This window comes from Kitasatospora arboriphila (assembly GCF_039528095.1).
GTDB classification, from domain to species: domain Bacteria; phylum Actinomycetota; class Actinomycetes; order Streptomycetales; family Streptomycetaceae; genus Kitasatospora; species Kitasatospora arboriphila.
Window position 1 is genome coordinate 8,051 of record NZ_BAAALD010000019.1, and the last position, 19,173, is coordinate 27,223.

General features: G+C 74.3%; 17 protein-coding genes. 6 read left to right on the plus strand and 11 right to left on the minus strand.

The window, feature by feature from the left end; translation table 11 throughout:
- Positions 1-371 precede the first annotated feature (371 nt).
- A complete protein-coding gene (locus ABD353_RS12690) occupies positions 372-1,367 on the plus strand; it encodes a LuxR C-terminal-related transcriptional regulator (protein WP_344623726.1) in 996 nt (331 codons plus the stop codon).
- 7 nt (positions 1,368-1,374) lie between these two features.
- Here the strand turns inward: ABD353_RS12690 and ABD353_RS12695 are convergent, their stop codons facing one another.
- On the minus strand, positions 1,375-2,289 hold the full coding sequence (locus ABD353_RS12695; protein ID WP_425555147.1) for a 1-phosphofructokinase family hexose kinase: 915 nt from the start codon (positions 2,287-2,289) through the stop codon (positions 1,375-1,377).
- A 64-nt stretch (positions 2,290-2,353) separates the two neighbouring features.
- Positions 2,354-3,208, minus strand: a complete 855-nt coding sequence (locus ABD353_RS12700; RefSeq protein ID WP_344623648.1) for an Fpg/Nei family DNA glycosylase — start codon at positions 3,206-3,208, stop codon at positions 2,354-2,356.
- 131 nt (positions 3,209-3,339) lie between these two features.
- Between ABD353_RS12700 and ABD353_RS12705 the strand changes: the two genes are divergently transcribed.
- On the plus strand, positions 3,340-3,549 hold the full coding sequence (locus ABD353_RS12705) for an EF-hand domain-containing protein (RefSeq protein ID WP_344623649.1): 210 nt from the start codon (positions 3,340-3,342) through the stop codon (positions 3,547-3,549).
- Positions 3,550-3,622: 73 nt separating this feature from the next.
- Here ABD353_RS12705 and ABD353_RS12710 read toward each other — a convergent pair whose 3' ends face one another.
- On the minus strand, positions 3,623-5,527 hold the full coding sequence (locus tag ABD353_RS12710) for an NAD-binding protein (RefSeq protein WP_344623650.1): 1,905 nt from the start codon (positions 5,525-5,527) through the stop codon (positions 3,623-3,625).
- A gap of 129 nt (positions 5,528-5,656) precedes the next feature.
- On the opposite strand from ABD353_RS12710, the gene ABD353_RS12715 reads away from it, so the two are divergent.
- Complete coding sequence (locus ABD353_RS12715) at positions 5,657-6,496, plus strand: EamA family transporter (protein ID WP_425555149.1); 840 nt, start codon at positions 5,657-5,659, stop codon at positions 6,494-6,496.
- Positions 6,497-6,578: 82 nt separating this feature from the next.
- Here ABD353_RS12715 and ABD353_RS12720 read toward each other — a convergent pair whose 3' ends face one another.
- From ABD353_RS12720 to ABD353_RS12740, 5 genes are all read right to left on the minus strand, one after another.
- The gene (locus ABD353_RS12720) at positions 6,579-7,157 is read right to left on the minus strand and encodes a GTP-binding protein (RefSeq protein ID WP_263102872.1); all 579 of its coding nucleotides are present in this window, start codon (positions 7,155-7,157) and stop codon (positions 6,579-6,581) included.
- 22 nt (positions 7,158-7,179) lie between these two features.
- Positions 7,180-7,551, minus strand: coding sequence for a DUF742 domain-containing protein (locus tag ABD353_RS12725; protein WP_263102871.1), 372 nt, complete (start codon positions 7,549-7,551; stop codon positions 7,180-7,182).
- Positions 7,548-7,982 (minus strand): roadblock/LC7 domain-containing protein, encoded by a 435-nt coding sequence (locus ABD353_RS12730; RefSeq protein ID WP_030265945.1) that lies wholly within the window; start codon positions 7,980-7,982, stop codon positions 7,548-7,550. Before ABD353_RS12730 ends, ABD353_RS12725 begins: the two co-directional genes overlap by 4 nt.
- A complete protein-coding gene (locus ABD353_RS12735) occupies positions 7,982-9,850 on the minus strand; it encodes a sensor histidine kinase (RefSeq protein WP_344623652.1) in 1,869 nt (622 codons plus the stop codon). Before ABD353_RS12735 ends, ABD353_RS12730 begins: the two co-directional genes overlap by 1 nt.
- Before the next feature lie 251 nt (positions 9,851-10,101).
- Positions 10,102-11,328, minus strand: coding sequence for an acyl-CoA dehydrogenase family protein (locus ABD353_RS12740; RefSeq protein ID WP_344623653.1), 1,227 nt, complete (start codon positions 11,326-11,328; stop codon positions 10,102-10,104).
- Positions 11,329-11,652: 324 nt separating this feature from the next.
- Between ABD353_RS12740 and ABD353_RS12745 the strand changes: the two genes are divergently transcribed.
- Positions 11,653-12,726 carry a GAF domain-containing protein gene (locus ABD353_RS12745; protein WP_344623654.1) on the plus strand — a complete coding sequence of 358 codons (1,074 nt, stop codon included), beginning with the start codon at positions 11,653-11,655 and terminating at the stop codon, positions 12,724-12,726.
- Between the two features lie 85 nt (positions 12,727-12,811).
- Here ABD353_RS12745 and ABD353_RS12750 read toward each other — a convergent pair whose 3' ends face one another.
- Entirely contained in the window at positions 12,812-14,242 is a 1,431-nt protein-coding gene (locus ABD353_RS12750; protein WP_344623655.1) for an aminotransferase-like domain-containing protein, read from the minus strand.
- Between ABD353_RS12750 and ABD353_RS12755 the strand changes: the two genes are divergently transcribed.
- Complete coding sequence (locus ABD353_RS12755; RefSeq protein WP_344623656.1) at positions 14,241-15,134, plus strand: DMT family transporter; 894 nt, start codon at positions 14,241-14,243, stop codon at positions 15,132-15,134. The genes ABD353_RS12750 and ABD353_RS12755 overlap by 2 nt on opposite strands.
- Positions 15,135-15,162: 28 nt before the next feature.
- On the opposite strand, the gene ABD353_RS12760 is transcribed toward ABD353_RS12755, so the two are convergent.
- Together ABD353_RS12760 and ABD353_RS12765 are read right to left on the minus strand one after the other, a co-directional pair.
- Positions 15,163-16,248 carry a sugar ABC transporter substrate-binding protein gene (locus tag ABD353_RS12760; RefSeq protein WP_344623657.1) on the minus strand — a complete coding sequence of 362 codons (1,086 nt, stop codon included), beginning with the start codon at positions 16,246-16,248 and terminating at the stop codon, positions 15,163-15,165.
- Between the two features lie 226 nt (positions 16,249-16,474).
- Positions 16,475-17,464 (minus strand): EamA family transporter, encoded by a 990-nt coding sequence (locus tag ABD353_RS12765; RefSeq protein WP_344623658.1) that lies wholly within the window; start codon positions 17,462-17,464, stop codon positions 16,475-16,477.
- A 227-nt stretch (positions 17,465-17,691) separates the two neighbouring features.
- Here ABD353_RS12765 and ABD353_RS12770 point away from each other — a divergent pair, with 227 nt between their 5' ends.
- Positions 17,692-19,149: a lipase maturation factor family protein gene (locus ABD353_RS12770; RefSeq protein WP_344623727.1), complete on the plus strand. Its 1,458-nt coding sequence runs from the start codon at positions 17,692-17,694 to the stop codon at positions 19,147-19,149.
- Positions 19,150-19,173: the final 24 nt, after the last annotated feature.

Sequence of the window (19,173 nt, forward strand, 5' to 3'; positions counted from 1 at the left end):
CCGGCCGCCTCCCACCGCGGCGCGGGCCGCCCCCCCCCCCCCCCCCGCCAGGTGGACGCGGATCGCATACACGTCGTCCAGCCTGACGGATGCACAACACCTTTGGCGGCGGCGGCCGGTGTCAGATCTCCGCATGGCAGCAACATGCCACCGCCGGTCGGCGGCCCCGGCGGCGGCGCTACCGTGGAGAACGCGCGACGGGGGTCCGCGTCCGTTCACAGTTCATCCATCGGACCGTCGGGATTGCCCGCAAGAGTGTTCTGTGTTCGAGCCGGTGGCGATATGCTCGCGCCCTGTCGGATCCGCCGGTCGACCCGCTCGGGGGAGGGTGTGATGGTGTTCGCACTTCTGGTGGCGGGCTGTTGAGCGGGGTGGCGCCGATCGGCCTCGATCCGTTCGGCGAAGCCGTCTACAGAACGATGCTCCTGCACCCGGAGCTCGACACCCGTGGCATCGCGGAGCGGCTGGAGTGCGCCGAGTCCGAGGTACGGGCCGCACTCGACCGGCTCGCCGACCTGGCGCTCACCAGACCCACCGGCGCCAGCGACCGCTGGCGGGCCGTCAACCCGGAGCTGGGGCTGGCGACCTTACTCGCCCGGCAGGAGGCCGAGGCCGCCCGCCGCCAGCAGGAGATCGAACGGAGCAGGGCCGCGATGGCCGGCCTGATCGCCGAGTACGCCAGCGTCCACGCGCCGGCGAACCAGCCCGGCATCGAGCTCATCAGCAGTCTCGACGAGGTGCGTGACCGCCTCGTCCAACTCGCCTCCGACGCCGCCGCCGAGGTGCTGTCGTTCGCGCCGGGCGGGCCGCAGCCGCCGCAGGTGATGGAGGCCAGCCGGGTCCTCGACCTGGAGACCCTGCAGCGCGGTGTCCGGATGCGCACCGTCTACCAGGACAGCGTCCGCAACGACCCGGCCACCGTGCACTACGCGCGCTGGCTGCACGGACTCGGCGGGGCCGTCCGCACGGTGCCCACGCTGCCGCTGCGGATGATCCTGGTCGACAACGCGACCGCGATCGTGCCGATCGACCCGGAGGACGCCCGCAAGGGTGCCGTGCTGCTGCGCAGCCCCGGGGTGATCGCGGCGCTGCGGGCCCTGTTCGAGCAGGTCTGGGAGCAGGCCCGGCCGCTGGGCGAGAGCGTCCAGCGCGACCCGCACGGGCTGACCGCGCAGGAGCGCGAACTGCTGCGGCTGCTCGCGGAGGGGCTGACCGACGAGCGGGCCGGGCAGCGGCTCGGCGTCTCGCTGCGGACGGTGCGGCGGATGATGGCCGACCTGATGGTGCGGATGGACGCCCGCAGCCGTTTCCAGGCGGGCATCCAGGTCGCCGCGCTGGGCTGGCTGGGCGAGGCCGGCGCTCGCTGACCGTCCGTCAGGCGGGCACCGCCGTGGCGGTGGTGGTCTCCCGGAGGCGGAGGTGCGCGGCCCGGTCGAAGTGGCCGGCCCGTGGGGCGAGCACGGTGGCGGCGGAGAGGGCGACGGCCTCCGCGAGCACGGCGGGCCAGGGTGTTCCGCTGAGCAGTCCGACCGCGAGGGCGGCGACCACGGCGTCGCCGGCGCCGGTGGGGTTGCCGGCCACGGCCTCGGGCGGCGCGCACCGCCAGGCCCCTTCGCCGGTCAGCGCGTACAGGCCCTCGGGGCCGAGCGAGGCGACCACGGCGCCGGCTCCGCGGCGGTGGAGTTCGGCCGCGGCCGCGGGGACGTCGGTGCGGCCGGTGGCGGCGAGCAGTTCGGCGGCGTTGGGTTTGACGGCGGTCGGCCCGGCGGTGAGCGCCGCGGTGAGCGCGGGCCCGTCGGCGTCCAGGACGGTCGGCACCCCGTGGTCCCGGGCGAGGGCGACGAGTTCGCGGTAGCCGTCCCCGGGGGCGCCGGGCGGCAGGCTGCCGGAGAGCACCAGCACGCCGGCGGCGGGGAGCGCGGCGGCGACCTCGGCGGCCAGTCGGCGCAACTCGGCCGGGGAGATCCGCGGCCCGGGCTCGTTGAAGAGGGTGGCGTCGTCGCCGTCCGCGACGGCGACGGTGCGCCGGGTGTCCCCGGTGACCGGCACGGCGCGGTACGGCAGTCCGGCGGCGGTCAGGTCGGCGGCGACGGCGGTGCCCGTCGGGCCGCCGAGCGGCAGCACGCAGAGCGCCCGGTGGCCGAGTGCGGTGAGCACCCGGGCGGTGTTGACGCCCTTGCCGCCGGCCTGTGCGGCGACCGTGCCGACCCGGTGGGTGGTGTGCGGGCGCAGCGCCGGCACGGTGTACGTCACGTCCAGGGCCGGGTTCGGTGTGACCACCAGCAGCACGGTCGATCCCCCACTCTGCGCAAAGATGCTTGCAATCGACTCTGATTGAGCAGATTCAAGCACACTACTTGAGCAGGCGGGAGAGTCTGCGGTCGGCGAGCGTCCGTCCGCCAGTCTGGCAGGTCGGGCAGTACTGCAGCGAGGAGTCGGCGAAGTCGACGGACCGCACGGTGTCCCCGCAGACCGGGCAGCGCTCGCCCTCGCGGCCGTGCACCGCGAGCCCGGCCTTCTTCTCCGCCTTCAGGCCGTCCGCGGGCACCGCCCTGGCGTGCTCCAGCGCCTCGCCGAGCACCGCGTGCAGGGCTCCGTGCAGGGCGGTCAGCCGCTCGGGCGTGAGGGTGGCCGCCGTCGCGTACGGCGAGAGCTTCGCCCGGTGCGCGATCTCGTCCGAGTAGGCGTTGCCGACCCCGGCGATCACGGCCTGGTCGGTGAGGAAGGTCTTCAGCCGCTGCCGGGCGCCGGCGGCGAGCCCCGCGAGCCGCTCCTCGGTGACGGCGAGCGCGTCCGGGCCGAGCCGGGCGACGCCGGGCACCTGGGCCGGGTCGGTGACCACGTACGCGGCCAGCCGCTTGGTGGTGCCCTGCTCGGTGACGTCGAAGCCGGAGCCGTCGTCGAGGACCAGCCGCAGGGCCAGCGGTCCGCGCCGGCCGGGCGGCTTCGCGGGGAAGGACGCCCGCCGGTGCACCCAGCCGGCCCGGGCGAGGTGCAGCACCAGGTGCGGGCCGCCGTCGGTGGCGAGGTCGAGGAACTTGCCGTGCCGCCCGACCCCGGCGACCGGCCGGTCCTGCAGTGCCTGCGGGGGCGGGTCGAAGGTCTTCAGCACCTGCACCGACAGGACCTCGACGCGGGCCAGCGAGCGGCCCGCGCAGGCCTCGGTCATCCGCTCGGCCAGTGCCTGCACTTCCGGTAGTTCGGGCACCTCCCCAGTCTGGCCGGGCCCGGCCGGGGCGGCCATCGGATCGCCCGCAGGGGTGGTGGGGCTCCTCGCGGCCACCGGGCGCCGGTATCGTACGGGCGTCATCGCATCACCCAGAAGGAGCACCTGCCGAGATGGACATCGACAAGGCCAAGGCGAGTTTCAGCCGGTTCGACATCAACGGGGACGGGTTCATCTCGCCGGAGGAGTACTCCAAGGTCATGGCCGAGATGGGCGACCCCTACGTGACCGTGCCGGTGGCCCAGGCGGTCATCGCCAAGGCCGACACCAGCAAGGACGGCCTGCTGAACTGGGACGAGTTCTGGGCGATCCAGAAGGGCTGACGCCCGGCCGACGGGCTCGGCCGCGCGGGGACGCCCCTGGTGCGGCCGGGCCCGCGGCGTCCCCGCGTCCGGGTCAGTGGCGCAGCAGCCGGCCGAGGCCCTCCCGGGTGGCCGCGACCACCACCAGGTCGTTCGCGTCGAGCAGGTGCTCCGCGGGCGGGTTCCAGCGCAGCTCGGGGCGGGCCCGGTAGGCGAGGCCGAGGTCCCGGGCGCGCCGCTCCGGCTCGGCGACGTCCAGGGCGAGCACCTGCCAGTGCCCGGGGCAGTGCGCCGCGGCGACCGTCCGCCCGGCCAGCTCCGGGTGGCCGCCGACGTCCACCGCCGCGAGCAGCAGCACCTGCCGGCCGACCGCGAACGCACCCAGTACCTGCCGCCCCATCATCGCGGAGGCGAAGGCCGGCGCCGACAGGAACGAGACGCTGTGGCTGCGGGTCTCCGCCGACGGGTACGAGTCGCGCAGCGCCCGGTACACGTCGGCGGCGAAGTCGTCGTCGAACAGGCCCATCACCACCCGCACCTCGGGATTGCACTCGCGGGCCGACAGCGCCGCCTCCAGGTTGGTGGAGTCGTTGCTGGTGAGCGCGAGCATCGCGCGGGCCCGGCCGACCCGGGCGGCCTCCAGCACCCCCTCCTGGGTGGCGTCGCCCAGCACCACCGGCACCCCGTAGGCGCGGGCCCGGGCGACCCCGCGGGCCGTCGGGTCGCTCTCCACGCAGACCACCGGCAGGTCCAGCTCGCGCAGCCGGTCCAGCACCCGGCTGCCGACCCGGCCGAGGCCGAGCAGCACCACGTGGTTGGAGATCCCGCGCGGCGGGCGGCGCAGCGCCGAGGCGGCCCGGAAGGTGCCGAGCGCCTCCAGGGCGAGGGCGGTGAGCAGCGGCATCAGCAGCAGGCCGCTGAGCGCGGTGAGGATCTGCAGCACCTTGCGGGCGGGGGTGTCGGCGGTGGCCGGGTCGGCGATCGCGATCACGTCCAGCACCGCGAGGTAGGCGGTGTGCACCGGGTTCTCCCCGGTGAGGGCCGAGGTGAGGCCGGCGAACAGGGCGAGCAGGGCGGTCAGCGAGCCGAGCGCGAGCCGCAGCCGACGGGAGAACAGCGCGGCGACCGGCAGGCCGGACAGGCCCGGCAGGCGGCGGCGCGGCCGCTGTTCCTCGGGGTGTCCGAGGAGTTCCAGGACGAGCCGACGGCCCTCCGGCGGCGGTGCCGCGCCCGGGCCGGGCAGCAACACGGGGGAGCGGCCCCGGCCGCCGGGGAGGAGGGCGAGGGTGGCCAGCTCGGTGCCGGCGGCCGGGGTGTCCGGGGGCAGTTCGGCGGCCCGCAGCAGCCGGCCGTCGACGTGCACCACGGCCGGATGACCGGAGACGGCGGCGGAGACGAGGGCGGGGGCCGCGGTCGCCGAGGTGGACAGCACGGTGGTGGAGGCCTCGGGTGCGGGCCCGCCGTTCGGCGTCCGGGCTGCGGCGGCCCGGTCGAGCAGCTGGCCGACCCGGCGGCCGAGCCGCCGGTTGTAGACCCGCAGCACCAGCCGGACCCCGGGGTTGAGCCGGCGGGCCCGCAGCGCGGCCTGCACGTTGGCCTGGTCGTCGGAGCCGGTCAGCGCCAGCGCGGCGGCCTCCCGGATGCCGGCCTCGGCGAGCACCGCGGTGCTCGGCTCGGCGGCCTCCACCACCCGGACGGGCAGCCGCCGTTCCTCGGCCAGCGCGGCGATCTGCGGGCTCTGGCCCTCCCGGAGGGAGCGCACCACCACGGTGACCCGGCGGCCGTACAGCGTGGTGAGTTCGACGGCGAGCCGGAGGGCGAGGGTGTCCTGACCGCAGACGATCATGTGCCCGCCCTCGTCCGGCCGTTCGACCGCGGCGGGCCGCTCGGCCTCGGCCGGCCCTTCGGCCGGTGCGGGCCGGCCGGCCGGGTCGGCGCCGCCGTCCGCCGGGGCGGGCTGCGCGGGCAGGGCGGGAACGGGCCCGGTGGTGGTGGACATGCCGCCATCCTGGCAGGACCGTGACCGTAACGCGATCTTCCTGCAGCCGCGTTGATGATTCGTCACGTTCGCACAGGTTGGTACCCTCGGACGTCTGCGACGGGGACGGGAGCGGGCATGGACGCAACAATGGTGCCGGTGGTCGTACTGGTGGCGGCCGCACTCCACGCGGTGTGGAACGCCCTCGCCCACGCCCTCCCCGACAAGGTGGTCGGCTTCGCCCTCATCAACGCGGCATTCCTCGGCGGCGGCATCCTGCTCGCCTGCCTCGCCCCGCTGCCCGACGCCCGCGCCTGGCCCTACCTGGCCGCCTCCGCGGTGCTCCAGGTGCTCTACCAACTGCTGCTCCTGCAGGCCTACCGGCTGGGCGACTTCGGGCAGATGTACCCGCTCGCCCGCGGCACCGCACCCTGGCTGGTGGCCGCCCTCTCGGTGCTGGTGCTCGGCCGCCCGCTCGGCACCGGCCAGTGGGCCGGCATCCTGGTGATCTCCGCCGGCCTGGCCGGGCTGGCGCTGGCCGACGGCGTACCCGGCCGCGCCCAACTGCCCGCGGTGGCCGCGGCCCTGGGCACCGGCGCGATGATCGCCGGCTACACCGTGGTCGACGGGACGGGCGTGCGGACCTCCACCACCGTGCTCGGCTACATCGCCTGGCTGTTCGTCCTCCAGGGCGCCGGCATGCTGCTCACCGCCGTACTGCTGCGCGGCCCCTCGCTGTTCTGCGAGCCCGGCCCCGGCTGGGTGCAGGGCGTCACCGGCGGGGTGCTCTCGCTCGCCGCGTACGGGCTGGTGGTGTGGGCCCAGGCGCACGGCGACCTGGCGACGATCGCCGCACTGCGGGAGACCAGCATCGTGATCGCCGCGGTGATCGGCGCCCTGGTCTTCCGCGAGCGGCTCGGGGTGGCCCGGATGGCCGCCGGGGCGGTGGTGGTGGCAGGCATCGCCGTCCTCCAACTCACCCCGGCCTAACGCGGGGACGGCCACGAAGGTCAAGCCACCCAGGGGCAGTTACTCAGGGGCGCGGGAGGTACCCCCAGCGCCCCTGAGCAGGTCAGGCAGGCTGCCCCGCTGCTGCCAGGGCTCCGGTGCGGACGCGGTCCAGCAGGGCGAGCAGCACCTCCTTGCTGGAGGCCCGGTCGCGGACGTCGCAGAGCACCACCGGTACCGACTCGTCGAGGTCCAGTGCGGCGCGGACGTCCTCGGCGCTCGCCTCGCGGCGGCCGTGGAAGCAGTTCACGCCCACCGCGAACGGGACCCCGCGCTGCTCGAAGTAGTCCACCGCGGCGAAGCTGGACTCCAGCCGCCGGGTGTCCGCCAGGACGATCGCGCCGAGGGCGCCGAGCGCGAGGTCGTCCCACATGAACCAGAAGCGGAACTGCCCCGGGGTGCCGAAGAGGTAGAGCACCAGGTCGTCCCGGAGGGTGATCCGGCCGAAGTCCATCGCGACCGTGGTCGTCGACTTGTCGCGGACGCCGTCGAGGCTGTCCACGCCGACGCTGGCCTGGGTGATCCGCTCCTCGGTCGACAGCGGCTCGATCTCGCTGACCGAGCCGACCATGGTGGTCTTGCCCACGCCGAAACCGCCGGCCACCAGGATCTTGACCGCCCCGGGGACCAGGCTCTGGGTCATCGTGCTTGCTCCTCAGCTGTTCTCAGAGATTGCGCACGCCGTCGATGACGGCCTGGACGAGCGCCAGGTCCGGCACCTCGGCCAGTGGGACCGGTGCCCGCGTGATGATCAGCGAGGCGTCGGCGAGGTCGCCGAGCAGCACCTTGACCACGCTCACCGGCAGGTCGAGCTGGGCCGCGATCTCGGCGACCGCCAGCGGCCGCTCCCGGCACATGCCGAGGATCGCCGCCGGTTCGGGCCCCAGCCGGGTGGTGTCGACGCGCGGGTCGGCGGTGACCACCAGGGTGATCAGCGAGTAGTCGGTGCGGCCCGACTCCGTCCGCCCGCCGGTGATCGCGTAAGGGCGGACGAGATGCCCGGCCTCCCGGTCGAACCACGCCTCCTCGGGGGTCACGCAAGGTCACCCGCCCGGTCCCGGCCCGCATCGCTGCGCGGCGCGGCGGTGAGGTAGGCGCCGACCTGCTTGACGAGCATGTTGATCTCGTAGGCCATCAGGCCCGCGTCGACCGCCTCGGAGGTGAGCACGGCCAGCCGGGCGCCCTGGCCCGCGGTGGTGACGAAGAGGAACAGGTGGTCCATCTCGATCACGGTCTGCCGGACGCGGCCGCCGTCGAAGCGCTGGCCGGCGCCGCGGGCGAGGCTCTGCAGCCCCGACGCGACGGCGGAGAGGTGCTCGCCGTCGGCGCGGTCCAGGTTCTTGTCCATGCCGACGAGCAGCCCGTCCTCGGACAGCACCACGGCGTGCCTGGTCTCCGGTACCCGGGAGACCAACTCGTCCAGCAGCCAGTTGAGATCGCGCTGGGTTTCGGTGTGCTGGGTCGTCATCAGGGCTGGTCCTCGCGAGCAGGGGCATGGTCGGGTGCGGTGGTGGTGGGGGTCTCGGCGGAGGCCCCGGCGGGCTCCTCGGCGGGGAACGCCTTCGGCGGTGCACTGTCGCGGGCCGTCCGGGTGCCGCGCTGGATGGCGGCCATGGTGGCGCGGGAGCGCTGCGGCGAGGGGTCGTCCTCCGGGGCGGGCCGGGCCGGCCGGGCGGCCGTGCCATCTGCCGGGGTGCCGCCGCCGGTGGCGCGCTCGGCCGCGGCGGCCTCGCGGAGCTGGTCGGCGAGGCTGGCGTTGCGCACCCGCTTCGGCAGCACCTTCGGGGTGCGCAGCTCGCCCCCGGCGGTGAGGTCCTGCGGGTCCTGCAGTTCCTGGACGTCCGGGGCGGCGGGCGGCTCGGCCACGGCCGGCCGGACGTAGGAGGTCCCGGCGGCGGGCAGTGCGGGCGGCTGCGACCGCCGGGTGGGCAGCTCGCGCGGCTCCGGGGCGGTCTCGTGGACGGCCCGTTCGGCGACCGGCGCCGGCTCGGGCGCCACGGGATCGGCGGGTTCGGCCGAAGGCGCGGACTGCGCCGGGACGGCGGGAAGGTCGGGCGCGGTCGGCGCACGGAACGGCACGGCGGAGACCACCGCGCCCGGCAGGCCGGGGATCGGCGCGCCCGCGGTGAGCCCGCCCGCGGGACGGGCGGCGGGCTGCTCGGCCACCCGGGCGCCGAACGGCAGGCCGGGGAAGCCGGTGGGCGCCGGAGCGGCCTCCAGCAGCGCGGTGGGCAGCAGGACGACCGCGCGGGTGCCGCCGTAGGGCGAGGGGCGCAGCGCGACCTGGATGTCGTGCCGGCCGGCCAGCCGGGAGACCACGAACAGGCCCAGCCGCAGGTCGTCGCCGAGCGCGGCGACGTCCAGCTCCGGAGGGTCGGCGAGGTAGGCGTTGAGCCGCTCGTACTCCTCCTCGGACATGCCGAGGCCGCGGTCCTCGACCTCGACGGCGAGGCCCTTGGGGACCTCCTGCGCCGAGACCAGCACCTGGGTGTAGGGCGGGGAGAAGGTGGTGCCGTTCTCGATGAGTTCGGCGACCAGGTGGATGACGTCGGCGACGGCCTGGCCGGCCAGCGCGGTGCGCGGCACGCCCTGGACGACCACCCGGGCGTAGTTCTCGGTCTCGGAGACCGCCGAGCGCAGCACGTTGACCATCGGCACGGCGTTGCGCCAGCGGCGGGCGGGCAGCGCGCCGCCGAGGACGACGAGGTTCTCGGCGTTGCGGCGCATCCGGGTGGCCAGGTGGTCGACCGCGAACAGCTCCTTGAGCAGCTCCGGCTCCTCGTGGCGGCGCTCCAGCTCGTCCAGCATGGTGATCTGGCGGTGGATCAGCACCTGGGTGCGGCGGGCGATGTTGAGGAAGACCTTCTTGGTGCCCTCGCGGCTCTGCGCCTGCTGGACGATGGCCGCGACCGCGGTCCGCCGGACGGCGTCGACGGCCTCGGCGACCTGCTGGATCTCGTCGCCGCCGGAGCGGCGGGCGGCGCGGCCGTCGGCCGGCTCCGGCACGCTCTCACCGGCCTCGATCTGCCGGACGACGCCGGGCAGTTCGGTCTCGGCGAGGGTGCGGGTGATCTCCCGCAGGCCGTCCACCCTGGCGGTGAGCACCTGGGCGGTGCGGCGGCCCTGGACGAGGCTCCAGGCCAGCACCGCGGCCACGACGGCGGTGCCGAGCGCGAACGCCAGGCCCTGCCCGGCGTGCAGCAGCAGGACGCCGGCGTACCCCCAGGCGACGGCGAGGCCGGCGCAGGGCACCAGCACCAGGGGGAGGAGGGAGGTACGGAGGGAGCCGGTGCGGCCGGCGCGGTGGCCGGGGCGCTGGGCCGGTATGCCTGGCATCTGATTCCTCGTGCGGGTGCAGACGGCGTGAGCCCGTGCGAGTCGACGGGTGCCGGCGGGGACGAGCGGGAAGGATATACCGCTTGTTGACTGTCCGTCATCAATTGGCTCCGCACGGCCTGGCCGCCGACGGCAGCACGGTATCAGCCCCTACTGGCCGAAGAGCAACATCAACTGACGGAATGTGGACTGTACGACGGGTGTTCGGGTCCGCCCGGCGCCGGGCGCGCCGGGCGGACGCCGGGCGCCGATCAGACCGCGAGCGCCTGCGGGGCCCAGACCGTGCTGTGCACCTTGACCAGCTCGGCGAGCTTCTCCGACCACTGCACGCCGTAGCTGCCGGCGGCCACCTGGCCGAGGCGCAGCCGCTGGACGTCGGAGGTGCCGGCCGGCGGGTAGACGTGCGTGGCGTCGCGCAGGTAGCGCTCGATCCGGAAGTCCGACTGCAGGCCGCGGGCGGCGTGGATCTCCATCGCGTTGCGCGCCGAGTCCAGGGCGTACTCGGTGTTCACCAGCTTGGAGTTCATGAGTTCCGCGTCGCACGGCCGGCCGAGGTCCAGCAGGTGGGCGGCGTGGTACGCGGCCAGCCGGGCGGTCATCAGCCGGGACTGCATCTCGCCGATCTTCAGGCTGATGTTGGGGAGTTCGGCCAGCGGCTTGCCGTAGAGCGAGCGTTCCTCGGCGAAGGCGACGGTGTCCTCGACGATCGCCCGGTGGATGCCGAGGGCGACCGCGGCGAGGTTCGGCCGGCCGTACAGGATGCTGGAGGAGTAGGCGACGTCCAGTCCGGTGCCCTCGTCGCCGAGGCGGTTGGCGGCCGGGATGCGGCAGTCCTCGAAGACCAGCTCGCCGAAGCTGAAGCCGTGCAGACCGCTCTGGCAGCCGGGGTCGCCGAGCCGGAAGCCGGGTGCGTCGCCGGGCACCAGGAAGGCGGAGAGGCCGCGGGAGCCCTTGCCGGTGCGGAACACCACGCCGTGCACGTCGCCGATGTGCGAGTTGCCGACGAACCACTTGCGGCCGTTCAGCACGTAGTCGCGGCCGCGCTTGCGGGCGGTGCCGGACATGCCGAGCACGTGGCCGCCGGACTCCGGCTCGGTGACCGCGATGGTCGGCAGCGCCCGGCCGTCCGCGAACTGCGGCAGCCACTGCCGGCGCTGCTGCTCGGAGCCGAAGTGGATGACCTTGGCCACGCCGAGCTGGGAGGCCTGGGCGATGGCGCCCATCGCGCCGCTGACCCGGGAGAGTTCCTCGATGACGACGGTCTTGGCCAGGTGGCCGAGCCCCATGCCGCCGTACACCCGGGGGATGGTGACGCCGATCCATCCTCTGCGGGCGATCTCCCGTGCGAGGTCGTGCTCGACGGTGCGCTCCGCCTCCATCCGGGCGATGTGCGGTCGTACCTCCTTCTCGGCGAACTCCCTGACCTCGGCGCGCAGTTGATCGTGCCGCTCGTCGGTGAAGTAGTCCTGGCCCAGCATGGGCGTCCTCTCGTCGGTCGGGAGCGCCGCCGTCCCGCCTCCCGTACGGGGCGACCGGGGGTGGGGGACGGTCGGAACGGCCGCCGCGCCGTTGAGGGCCGCGCGCGGTTGGACGGGTGACCCGTCCTCGGCAAGCACTCATTGTCATATGCGTCACTGCCCACCTCCAGAGCGTGATCATGGATTGGCGTGAAACCGGTGCGACGTTTTCGGGGCAGGATTTGATCGTGCGACGGAAGGGAATGGATCTTTCCCCTCTGTTTCCGACCGTCTGACGAGACGTCGCCGATCCGGTCGGCAAGGAGTTCTGACACCATGTCCGCCATGACTGATGTGATGAGCGCTCAGAACGCCTATCCGGGCGGTGGGGGCGAGTCCGGACGGACCCGCCGGCTCCGCGACCTGGGACTCAACGACCCCAGCCCGGACGAGGCCTTCGACCGTTTCGCGCACCTCGCGGCCAGCATCACCCGCGCCCCGATCGCGATGGTCAACTTCATCAACGACGAGCGCCAGATGTTCCGCGGGCTCTACATCCCGCCAAATCCCGCGCAGACCCAGCCCGTCGAGGACGACACCTGGGCCGACCGCGGCATCGCCTTCGACCTCCCGGCCCGCGAGATGCCGCTCAGCCACGGGTTCTGCCCGCACGTGGTGGCGCAGCGCTCGCCGCTGGCGCTGGACGACATCCTGGCCTACCCCCGGTTCGCCGGTAACCCGGTCGTCGACGAGCTGGGCGTGCGCGCCTACCTCGGCGCCCCGCTGGTGGACGACACCAACACCGTCATCGGCACGGTCTGCGTGCTGGACCGCGAGCCGCGCCAGTGGGGCCGCGAGCGCCTCAAGGACATCCAGCACCTGGCCGAGGCGCTGCTCTCCGAGATCCGGCTGCGCGACAACCTGCTCGCCCAGCAGCAGGAGATGTTCGCGGCCTTCGACGGCTCGCCCTTCCCGATCATGCTCACCGACGGCCTCGACAACGCGATCCGCTACGCCAACGCCGAGCACGCGGGCATCTTCGGCGCCCCCGGCCCGTACTCCGACCTGGCCCAGGCCTACCCGCAGCTGGCCGCCGCCGGTCTGCCGCTCGCGGTCGGCGAGGCCCACCGCACCGGCCGGTCCACCGTGCTCAAAGACATCCGGGTGCAGTCCTACCTGCCGGGTGCCCGGCGCGCCGAGCAGGTGTACACCTTCACCTGCACCCCGCTGCGCAACGCCCGCACGGGCATGGTGAACGGCGTGCTGACGGTGGGCATGGACGTCACCGCGCAGTCCCGCACCGAGGAGGAGCTCGGCACCCTCGCCGCCCTGCTGGTGGACCGGCTGCAGCAGTCCGGCCGCAGCCCCGGCGAGATGCTCCCCCCGTACCCGCAGGGCCGCCCGGGCCTGTCGGGCTGACCGCCTTCCGGCCGGGGCGCGCACGGCGCCCCGGCCCGGCCGGCCGCCGCGGGGCCGGTGCCCGCCCCCGATCGGGGCGTACGGATCAAGCCATCCCGTCGAGCGCCGCGGCCAGCCGCTCCGCCCCGGCCACCAGCCGGTCGACGCCCTCGGCCGCGCCGTAGCCCGCCCGCAGGTGCGGGGCCGGCGGCTCTGCGGTGAAGTAGGCGCGTCCCGGCGTGACGGCGACGCGGCCGCGCAGCGCGGCGGCGGCGAGCTGCTGCGGGTCGGTGCCGTCGGGCAGCCGCAGCCACAGGTGGTGGCCGCCGGCGGGCAGCCGCTCCGGGAGCAGCTCGGGCCGCAGCCGCCCGAGCGCACCGGCGAGCGCCGTCCGGCGTTCCTGCAACCGCCCGGCCAGGGACCGCAGGTGGTGCGCCCAGGCCGGTGCGCCGACCAGTTCCAGCGCCGCCTCCTGCAGCGGCCGCGGCACGAAGAAGCTGTCGACGGCCTGGACGGCCCGCAGCCGCTCGAGGGCCGGGCCGCGGGCGGTGAGTGCCGCGACCCGCAGGTTGGCCGAGGTGGGCTTGGTCAGCGAGCGGATGTGCACCACCACGCCGTCCGGGTCGTCCGCGGCCAGCGGCGGCGGGGGCGGCGGGGCGTCGGCGTGCGCGAGCCGCCGGGCGAAGTCGTCCTCGACCACGAAGGCGCCGGCCGCCCGGGCGATGCGCAGCACCTCGGGCCGCCGGGCGGCCGACAGCACCGCCCCGGTCGGGTTCTGGTAGAGCGGCTGGCAGACGAACACCCGTGCCCCGCTGGCCGCGAAGGCGTCGGCGAGCAGGCCGGGCCGCACGCCGTCGGCGTCCACCGGCACCGGGACGGGGCGCAGCCCGGCCGCCCGGGCCACCGCCAGCAGCCCCGGGTAGGTGGGGGACTCCACCAGGACGGGCGCACCGGGTGCGGCCAGCGAGCGCAGCGCGGTGGTGAGGGCGCTCTGCCCGCCCGCGGCCACCAGCACCTCGGAGGCGCTCACCGTCCCGCCGATGTCGCGGGCGAACCAGGTGCGCAGCTCGGGAAGGCCCTCCAGCGGCGGCCTGCTCCAGGCGCCGGGCCGCCGGCCGGCCCGGGCGAGGGCTCCGGCCAGCGCCTGTTCGGGCAGCAGCGAGGAGTGCAGGTAGCCGCCGTTGAGGTCGATCACCTCGGCGGGCTGGACGGCGAGCGCGCCGAGCACCCCGGAGGCGTCGGCGGACCGGGCCGGCGGCACCCCGGCCTCGGCGCTGAGGGCGACCTCCTGCCAGGAGGTGTCCCCGGCGGCCGGCACCGGGCGCGGTGCCGCGGCCCGGAAGACCCCGGCGCCCGGACGGGAGACGACCAGCCCCTCGGCCGCCAGCAGGGCGATCGCCCGGGTGACCGTCACCGGGCTCACCTGGTGGCGTTCCATCAGGGCCCGGCTGGACGGCAGTCGGCCGCCGACCGGGTAGCGGTCCAGTTCGGACCGGAGAACCGCGGCAAGATCCGCCCCACTGCTACGCTCGTGCATGACAGCACACGATAGCGCTATCGCCTCCCGTCCAGTAGCGGTCGGCGGCACCGCACTCGCCGCCCTGGGCGTCCTCGCCTTCTCCTTCAGCTTCCCGGCCACCGCCTGGGCGCTCACCGGCTTCGGGCCGTGGACGGCCGCCGGCCTGCGCGGGGTGCTCGCGGCGGCCGTGGCCGGCGCCGGTCTGCTCGCCGCCCGGGTGCCGCTGCCGGACCGGGCGCACTGGCCGGGCCTGGCGGCCGTGGCGGTCGGCTGCGTCCTCGGGTTCCCGCTGCTCACCACGCTGGCCCTGCAGACCTCGTCCACCGCGCACTCGGCGGTGGTGATCGGCCTGCTGCCGCTGGCCACCGCCGTGGTGGCGGCGCTGCGCTCGGGCGGGCGGCCGTCCCGGGGCTTCTGGTGGGCGGCACTGGCCGGGGCGACGGTGGTGCTCGGCTTCACGGTGCAGCAGAGCCGCGGTGCGCTGAGCCGTGCGGACCTGCTGCTGGTCGCGGCGCTGGCGGTGTGCGCGGCGGGCTACGCGGAGGGCGGGCGGCTGGCCCGCTCGATGCCCGGCTGGCAGGTGATCGCCTGGGCGGTGGTGGCGGCGCTGCCCGCATCGGCGCTGGCGGCGGGCCTGGCGCTGGCCGCGGAGCCGGTCCACGCGGGGCCGCGGGCGCTGGCCGGTCTCGCCTACACGGCGGCGGTCTCGCAGTTCGGCGGCTTCGTGCTCTGGTACCGGGGGATGGCGGCGATCGGCGTGCCCAAGGCCAGTCAGCTGCAGCTCGCGCAGCCGCTGCTCACGCTGGGCTGGGCGGTGCTGGTGCTGGGGGAGCGGTTCTCCCCGGCGGCGCCGGTCGCGGCGCTGCTGGTGCTGGGATGCATCGCGGCCACCCAGCGGGCGCGGGGCTGACGCCCGCCCGCCGGGTGGCCGCAGGGTGTCACTTGACCTCGATGCCGGCTTCCTGGCAGGCCTGGGCGACCTGCGGGGTGCAGACCTCCTTGGCCTTGTAGAGGTTGCCGGCGATGACGGTCGAGGCCACCTTCTCCTTGGTGACGACGATCGGGCTGAGCAGCATCGACGGGATCTGCAGGCCGTTGCTCTCGGTCATGGCGCTCGCGACCGAGGTGATGTCCAGGCCCTTCACGAGGTAGACGGCCATGGTGGCGGCGGCGTCGGCCTCGGGCTTGTACGGCTTGTAGATGGTGTACGTCTGGTCGCCGGTCAGGATCCGCTGGATCGCGTCGAGCGAGGCGTCCTGGCCGCCGACCGGCACGTTCATGCCCGCGCCCTTGAGCGCGCCGATGATCGACGAGGCCATGCCGTCGTTGGCGGAGTAGACCGCCTGGATGCCGGTCTTGCCGAAGTGGCCGATCGCCTCGTTGACCTTGGTGGCCGCGAGTTCGGGCTTCCACTCGCCCGACTGCTCGTAGACGATCTTCTTGACCTTCTCGTCGAGGATCTTGTGCGCGCCCTTCTTGAACTGGGCGGCGTTCGGGTCCGACTCGGCCCCGTTGATCATCACGACATTGGCGTTCGACGCCTTGTTGCCCAGCGCGTCCAGCAGGGCCTGGCCCTGGAGTTCGCCGGTGCGCTCGTTGTCGAAGGAGATGTAGGCGGCGACCTTGCCCGCGGCGAGGCGGTCGTACGCGATGACCTTCACGCCCTTCTTGGCGGCGGCGTCCACCCAGGTCGCCGTGGCGCCCGAGTTCACCGGGTCGAGGAGGATGACCTTCACGCCCTTGGCCAGCAGTGCGTCGAACTGCTGCTTCTGGACGGTCTCGTCGCCGTCCGCGTTGGCGTAGTCGACCTCGCACTTGGTGCACAGCGCGGCGACGGAAGCCTCGATCAGCGGCTTGTCGAAGCTCTCGTACCGGGTCGACGACGACTTCTCCGGCAGCAGCAGACCGATGGTCTTCGTGCCGGAGGAGGTGCTCGCACTGCTGCCCGAGCCGCACGCGGCCAGTGACAGCGCCGCCGACACAGCGGCCGTGCCGGCGAGGATGCGACGCGTCATTGCGTTCATGGTGGGTGGTGCCTCCCTGACAGCGCCGCGGAGAGTGCGGCGAGCAGGAAGTCAATCCGCCGATGCCGCGGCCCGTCAACAAGTAAAACGTTCACTAAGATTTCTCGACCACATTGTTACCTTGTTGAATACATGATCTCCCTCCGGCCCCCCTCAAGCCGATGATGCCGACAACTTCTCAACTCACGGACAGGGCCCGGCCACCCGACGGTGCGCGCCCGTCCGATCAGCGCTCGGTCCGCACCACCAGGCACACCCCGGCCACCACCACGCCGCCGCCGACCGCGATCGGCCAGGTCAGCGCCTCGGACAGGACCATCCAGCCGAGCAGCACCGCGACCACCGGGTTCACGTACGCGTAGGTGGCCACCAGCGGCAGCGGCGCGCGCTGCAGCAGCCAGGCGTACGCACTGAATGCGATCAGCGAGCCGAACACCACCAAATAGGCGAGCCCGGCCCAGGACGCCCCCGACACCGCGGCCGGGTCGAAGCCCTGCGGCTCGTGCCGGACGAGGGCCAGCACCAGCGCCCCGACGCCGCCCGCGAGCATTTCGTACACGCTGGCCGTCAGCGGATTGGCCGGCATCGGCAGCCGGCCCGCCAGCACCGAGCCGCAGGCCCACAGCAGCGAGCCGACCAGCAGCGCGACCAGGCCCAGCGGCCGCACCTCGCCGGTCAGGCCCGGTGCGCTCAGCACCACCAGCCCGAGCAGGCCGACCAGCACCCCGCCCAGGGTGGCCGCCGGCGTCCGGTGCCCCAGCACCCGGCGCAGCACCACGACCCACAGCGGCACGCTCGCCACCATCAGCGCGGCCAGCCCGGACGGCACCGACTGCTCCGCCAGCACCACCATGCCGTTGCCGCCGACCAGCAGCAGCAGGCCGACCAGCACCGCCGAACCCAGCTCGCGCGAGGACACCCGCAGCGCGGCGGGCCCCTGGCGGACGGCGATCAGCACCGCCAGCACCAGCCCCGCCGCGACGAAGCGCATCGCCCCGGACAGGAACGGCGGCATGGTCTCCACCACGACCCGGATCGCCAGGTAGGTCGAGCCCCACACCACGTAGACGATGCCGAGCGCGCCCCAGACCGCGCCGGACAGGCCGCGCGGGGGAGCGGCGTCCTTCGGGGCCGTGACGGGAGTACTCGCAGGGACGGACCGGGACGGATCTGGACAGGACGGGTCGGCGGCTGGCTGCGGCGAAGCCGATGTCATGGGTGTCTCCCTGGTTCGGTACTGAACATCCGGTATGAGATCACAGTCCGGGCGGACCGCGGGAGCCCCGTCCCACCCTGCGGCCGGCGCGCCCGCCCCCGTGGCCGCCCGCCCCGTGCGCCTTCCGGATGAAGTCGGCGGCCCGGACGGACGCCACCGCGCGCCGGACCGGCCGCGCAGTGGTAGGCATGGACGGTCCGAGCGCGGACGACCGAGGAGCGCACGAGGTGGAGTGGTTCGCGGCCCCCGACTACTGGCTCGCCCGCCAGGTCTTCCAGCGGCTGGTCGCGCTGCTCTACACCGTCGGGTTCGTCGCCGCGGCCAACCAGTTCCGCGCCCTGATCGGCGAGCGCGGCATGCTCCCCGTCCCGCGCTTCACCGCCGCCGTCCCCTTCCGCCGCTCGCCCAGCCTGTTCCACTGGCACTACAGCGACCGGGCCTTCGCCGCCACCGCGTGGGCCGGGGCCGCCCTCTCCGCCGCGCTGGCCGCCGGGGCGGGCGACCTCGTGCCGCTCTGGGCCGCGATGCCCTGGTGGGCGCTGCTCTGGGCGCTGTACCTCTCCGTCGTCAACGTCGGCCAGACCTGGTACGCCTTCGGCTGGGAGTCGCTGCTGCTGGAGTCCGGGGTGCTCGCCGCCTTCCTCGGCAACGGCGACGTCGCCCCGCCGGTCACCGTCCTGTGGCTGCTGCGCTGGCTGCTCTTCCGCGTCGAGTTCGGCGCCGGACTGATCAAGTGGCGCGGCGACGCCTGCTGGCGCGACCTCACCTGCCTCTACTACCACCACGAGACCCAGCCGATGCCCGGCCCGCTCAGCTGGTTCTTCCACCACCTGCCGAAACCGCTGCACCGGGTCGAGGTCGCGGCCAACCACACCGTCCAACTGCTCGTGCCGTTCGCGCTCTTCCTGCCCCAGCCGGGGGCGAGCATCGCCGCCGCCCTGATGACCGTCACCCAGCTCTGGCTGGTCCTCTCCGGCAACTTCGCCTGGCTGAACTGGCTCACCATCGCCCTGGCGCTCTCCGCGGTCGACGCCGACGCCGTCGGCCGCGTGCTCCCGCTCCCCGACGCCCCGCACTACCCCGCCGCCCCCGTCTGGTACGAGGTGCTGGTGCTCGCGTTCACCGCCGGCGTGCTCGTCCTCAGCTACCGGCCCGCCCGCAACCTGCTCTCACCCCACCAGGCGATGAACCGGTCCTACGACCGACTCCATCTGGTGAACAGCTACGGCGCCTTCGGCTCGGTCACCCGGATCCGGCACGAGATCGTCCTGGAGGGCACCGACGCCGAACTCCCCGGCCCCGACACCCGCTGGCACGCCTACGGATTCCGGGGCAAACCGGGTGAACTCCGACGTATGCCGCGACAGATCGCCCCCTACCACCTCCGCCTCGACTGGCTCATGTGGTTCGCCGCCATCTCCCCCTCCTACGCCCGGCCCTGGTTCGCCCCGCTGGTCGCCCGGCTGCTCGTCAACGACCCCGACACCCTCCGGCTGCTCCGCCACAACCCCTTCCCGGACACCCCGCCCACCTTCGTCCGCGCCCGCCTCTACCGTTACCGGTACAGCAGTTGGCGCCGACTCAGGTCCACCGGCGAGTGGTGGCGGCGCGAACCCCTGCGCGACTTCCTCCCGCCGGTCACGCTCAGCGACGTCCGGCACCTCGCACCCCGGACCGGGCCATGACACGGCACAGCTCCGCAACAACGC

Coding starts and splice junctions, on each gene's coding strand:
- ABD353_RS12705 (WP_344623649.1), top strand. CDS start 3,340: ATGGACATCGACAAGGCCAAGGCGAGTTTCAGCCGGTTCGACATCAAC.
- ABD353_RS12710 (WP_344623650.1), bottom strand. CDS start 5,527: ATGTCCACCACCACCGGGCCCGTTCCCGCCCTGCCCGCGCAGCCCGCC.
- ABD353_RS12715 (WP_425555149.1), top strand. CDS start 5,657: ATGGTGCCGGTGGTCGTACTGGTGGCGGCCGCACTCCACGCGGTGTGG.
- ABD353_RS12720 (WP_263102872.1), bottom strand. CDS start 7,157: ATGACCCAGAGCCTGGTCCCCGGGGCGGTCAAGATCCTGGTGGCCGGC.
- ABD353_RS12730 (WP_030265945.1), bottom strand. CDS start 7,982: ATGACGACCCAGCACACCGAAACCCAGCGCGATCTCAACTGGCTGCTG.
- ABD353_RS12735 (WP_344623652.1), bottom strand. CDS start 9,850: ATGCCAGGCATACCGGCCCAGCGCCCCGGCCACCGCGCCGGCCGCACC.
- ABD353_RS12740 (WP_344623653.1), bottom strand. CDS start 11,328: ATGCTGGGCCAGGACTACTTCACCGACGAGCGGCACGATCAACTGCGC.
- ABD353_RS12745 (WP_344623654.1), top strand. CDS start 11,653: ATGACTGATGTGATGAGCGCTCAGAACGCCTATCCGGGCGGTGGGGGC.
- ABD353_RS12755 (WP_344623656.1), top strand. CDS start 14,241: ATGACAGCACACGATAGCGCTATCGCCTCCCGTCCAGTAGCGGTCGGC.
- ABD353_RS12750 (WP_344623655.1), bottom strand. CDS start 14,242: ATGCACGAGCGTAGCAGTGGGGCGGATCTTGCCGCGGTTCTCCGGTCC.
- ABD353_RS12760 (WP_344623657.1), bottom strand. CDS start 16,248: ATGAACGCAATGACGCGTCGCATCCTCGCCGGCACGGCCGCTGTGTCG.
- ABD353_RS12765 (WP_344623658.1), bottom strand. CDS start 17,464: ATGACATCGGCTTCGCCGCAGCCAGCCGCCGACCCGTCCTGTCCAGAT.